At 72.8% G+C, this 3,786-nt stretch carries 3 protein-coding genes; 2 read left to right on the forward strand and 1 reads right to left on the reverse strand.

Translation table 11 applies throughout. From position 1 onward, the window contains the following. Both D7X32_RS43580 and D7X32_RS43585 read left to right on the forward strand, forming a co-directional pair. Positions 1-368, forward strand: a 368-nt coding sequence (locus tag D7X32_RS43580; RefSeq protein ID WP_208752748.1) for a cupin domain-containing protein, incomplete at its 5' end; no start/stop codon positions are given. Between the two features lie 171 nt (positions 369-539). Continuing rightward, complete coding sequence (locus tag D7X32_RS43585) at positions 540-1,439, forward strand: MBL fold metallo-hydrolase (RefSeq protein WP_120608362.1); 900 nt, start codon at positions 540-542, stop codon at positions 1,437-1,439. 14 nt (positions 1,440-1,453) lie between these two features. Here D7X32_RS43585 and D7X32_RS43590 read toward each other — a convergent pair whose 3' ends face one another. After that, positions 1,454-3,721, reverse strand: coding sequence for a sensor histidine kinase (locus D7X32_RS43590; RefSeq protein ID WP_120608363.1), 2,268 nt, complete (start codon positions 3,719-3,721; stop codon positions 1,454-1,456). Between the last annotated feature and the right edge of the window lie 65 nt (positions 3,722-3,786).

A 3,786-nucleotide genomic window follows, 5' to 3' on the forward strand; every position in this document is an offset into this window, starting at 1 on the left:
GTCCGGCACCGGCCCCCGCGTCCCTTCCCCTCGTGGAGAAGGTGAACCTGGCCCACGCCTCCACCGACCTGCCGGCGCCTGGCATTGCCCGGCCCGTGGGCATGCTCCACGGCCAGCCCGTGCACCTGGTGCGGCTGACGGGCACCGGCCCCTGGTGCCAGCACACCACCGGGGATGCCCTGTTCTTCGTCACCCGGGGCGCCCTGCGCGTGGAGTTGCGCGAGCACACCGTGGACCTGGAAGAGGGTGAGTTGCTCATCGTTCCCCGGGGCGTCGAGCACCGCTCCGTCGCCTCCGTCGAAGCGCTGGTGCTGATGTCGGCTCCACCGCTCGACGGGGAGGCGGCCGGGCAGTCTCCCGTCCCCTGAGCAGCATTCCAACGGCCTCCGGGCGGGCGAGCCCCCGTCCCGCCGCGGGCGCGGTGATTCCTCCCAAGGGGGCCACGGCGCACTTTTGCCCTGAACGAACGGAAGGTGGCTTCCCGCGGCCCCTGGTGCGCCGCCGGGCGGCCGCCGCCTTCACGAGGAGCGGGAGCCGCCATGCGCATCCACCACCTGAACTGCACCACGATGTGCCCGCCCGGCCGGCGGCTCACGGATGGACGGCGCGGTTTCACCGGCCCGGCGGCGCTCGCCTGCCACTGTCTGGTGTTGGAGACGCCGCGCGGCCTGGTGCTGGTGGACACCGGCTTCGGCCTCAATGACGTGTACGCGCCGCGCGTGCGGCTCAACCCCCTGTTCCGCGACGTCATCTGCCGCCCCGCCCTTTCGGAGGAGGCCACCGCCATCCGCCAACTGGAGCGGATGGGTTTCCACGCCAGCGACGTGCGCGACATCGTCCTCACGCACCTGGACTTCGACCACGCGGGCGGCCTGGATGACTTCCCCCACGCGCGCGTGCACGTGCTGGCGGAGGAGTACCGCGTGGCCACCGCGCAGAAGTCCTGGCTGGACCGCGCGCGCTTCCGCCCGATGCAGTGGTCCAAGGAGACGCGGTGGGAGACGTACGTCCCCCACCGGGGCGAGAGCTGGTTCGGCTTCGACTGCGTGCGCGAGCTCAGCGGACTGCCGCCGGAGATCCTGCTGGTGCCGCTGGTGGGCCACACGCTGGGACACGCGGGCGTGGCCATCGACACCGGGGACGGGTGGCTGCTGCACGCGGGCGACGCGTACTTCTATCACGGGGAGATGGACCTGGACCGCTACCGGTGCACCGCCGGTCTGCGCGGCTACCAGAAGCTGATGCAGAAGGACGGATGGATGCGCTGGTACAACCTGCGCCGGCTGCGCGAACTGGTGCAGCGCCACGGCGACCAGGTGAAGGTGTTCTGCGCGCACGACTCGCTGGAGTTCGAACGACTGGAGGAGCGCGAGAAGCTGCCCCCGGACTTCCCCATCCAGCCCGGCCTCGTCGCCCCCGTGCCGTCGCTGCACCTCTAGCCACGCTCAAGGCGTCACTGCTGGAGTGGAGGGGACTCGGCGACCGATAGCTCCTCCACCAGCCGGGGGATGCGCGGCAGGTCCACCGTGAAGGTGGCGCCCCGCCCCGGCACGCTCTCCAGGTGGATGATGCCGCCGTGCGCCTCCACCAACTGGCGGGCGATGTAGAGCCCCAGCCCGTAGCCGGCCTCCGTCTTCGCGGAGCGCTCCCGCTCGAAGCGCTCGAAGACGCGGCGCTGGGCCTCCGGCGCGATGCCCACGCCCTCGTCGCGCACCCGCAGCCGCGAGTGCTCCACGTCCAGCGCCGACACCGACACCGACACCGGATGGCCCCGGCCGAACTTCAGCGCGTTGGACAATAGATTCGTCACCACCCGGTCCAGGCGGATGCGGTCCCACTGCCCCACCTGCCCTTGCTCCACCTCCAGCCGCAGGTCACAGCCCGCCTGCGCGGCGGCCTCCGCGAAGCGCTCCACCACCTCGCGCGCCAGCTCCCCCAGGTCCATGGGCGCCGCGTCCAGCAACCGCTTGCCGGAAGACAGCCGCGACAGGTCCAGCAGGTTGTGCAACAGCTGCCCCAGCCGCTGCGCCTGTCCTCGCGCCGCCACCAATCCCTGCCGCACGTCCTCGTCGCGGCCCGCCGCCTGCGCGCGTTGCACCTTGCTGAGCAGCAATTGCAGTGCATGCAAGGGATTGCCCAGGTCATGCGCGGTGACGGCGATGAGGTCCACCGCCTCGCGCGCCTCGCGCAACAGCCGCGTGTTCTCCAGGGCCAGCGCAGCGCGGCCGGCCAGCTCCTCCACCAGCACCTGGTCCGTCTGCGTGAAGCGGCGGTGTCCCCGGGCCGTCAGCAGCACGAAGGCGCCCAGCGTCTCACTGCCCGCGCGCAGGGGCACCACCATCGATGAACCGATTCCGACGCGCTCGATGAGCAGCAGGTGCTCCGGGGTCTCCGCGGAGGCCTCCACGTCCTGCGTCTCCACCTCCTCGTCCATCCGCGAGCGCCCGGTGCGCAGGACCTCCCAGACCACCGGGGGCATGCCCGCGCGGGGCGGAAACCGCCGCAGGGACTCCCACAGGCTCGCCTCGCGCTCGGGCTGCACGTGCGTCACCGCCCGGGGCCGCAGCTCGCCCGCGGGCGTGAGCAGGTAGAGGATGCAGCCGTCCGCCACCTCCGGCACCAGCAGCCGCGCCACCTCCGCCGCCGTCAGGTCGGGGTCCAGGGACTGGTGGAAGACGCGGCCGGCCTCCGCGAGCAGCTCCTGCATCCGCTCCGTGCGCCGCTGCTCGGTGATGTCGCGCGTCACCACGGAGAAGCCCTGGGGCGTGCCGTCCTCGTCGCGCAGCGCGGTGATGGACACCTCCGCCCAGAAGCGCGAGCCGTCCTTGCGCTGCCGCCAGCCCTCCGTGCGCAACCGTCCCTCCTGCAGGGCCCGGGACAGCTCCCGCTCCGGCTTGCCCGCCGCCGACTCCTCGGACGTGTAGAAGACGGAGTGGGGGCGGCCCAATATCTCCGCCTCGCCCCAGCCCTTGATGCGCTCCGCGCCCGGATTCCAGCTGGCCACCCGCCCACGCGCGTCCAGCAGCACCAGGGCGTAGTCGCGCACGCCTTCCACCAGCGCCTGGAAGCGGTGCGCGCTGGCCGCCGCCTCGCGCTTGAGCGGGTGCAGCCGGCGGTGGAGCACCCACGCCAGCGCCGACGCCAGCAACAGGCCCAGCAGGGACGCCAGGAGCAGCAGCGCCGTCTCCCACCGGTCCGTCAGCAACGCCGCCTGGTTCTCCCGGGCCAGCCGCTCTTGAACCTTCCGCTCCAGTTGGGCCTGCGCGTCGCGCACCCGCCCGTGGGCCCGGGACAGCCGCTCGCGCGCCAGCTTCTGGTCCTGCGGAGTCGAGGCATCCAGGAGGGCGCGCAGGGCGGCGTCGTGCACCTGTTCGGCGGCGCGCACCTGCTCCACCAGCTCCAGGTCCTCGTTGGAGCCCAGCCGCGCGGACAGCCGCTGCGAGGTGTCCAGGAAGCGCTGCCGGGCCCGCGCCGTGTCCTGGACGAGCGACTGTCCCCCCGCCAGCAGCGCGCTGTTCGCCAGGGACACCTTGTCGCTGAAGGCCCGCCCCAGCTGCCCCACCTCCTGCAGGTCCAGGGAGCGCTCCATCACCCGCGACTGCACGGAGGCGCGCGTCAGCAGGAGCGCGCCCACCGCCACGGCCAGCAGGACGAGCGCCACCACGAGGCTCGCCCCCAGCCCCCACCCGTTCTCCGGTCGCGCGCGCCTGGGACCTGCCATGGGCGTCCCTTCCCCGCTGGACGCACGTGTCCCTCCGCGCTCCTGCGTCCGTTCACGGTGGGGCC

It is taken from the genome of Corallococcus carmarthensis (assembly GCF_003611695.1).
GTDB classification, from domain to species: domain Bacteria; phylum Myxococcota; class Myxococcia; order Myxococcales; family Myxococcaceae; genus Corallococcus; species Corallococcus carmarthensis.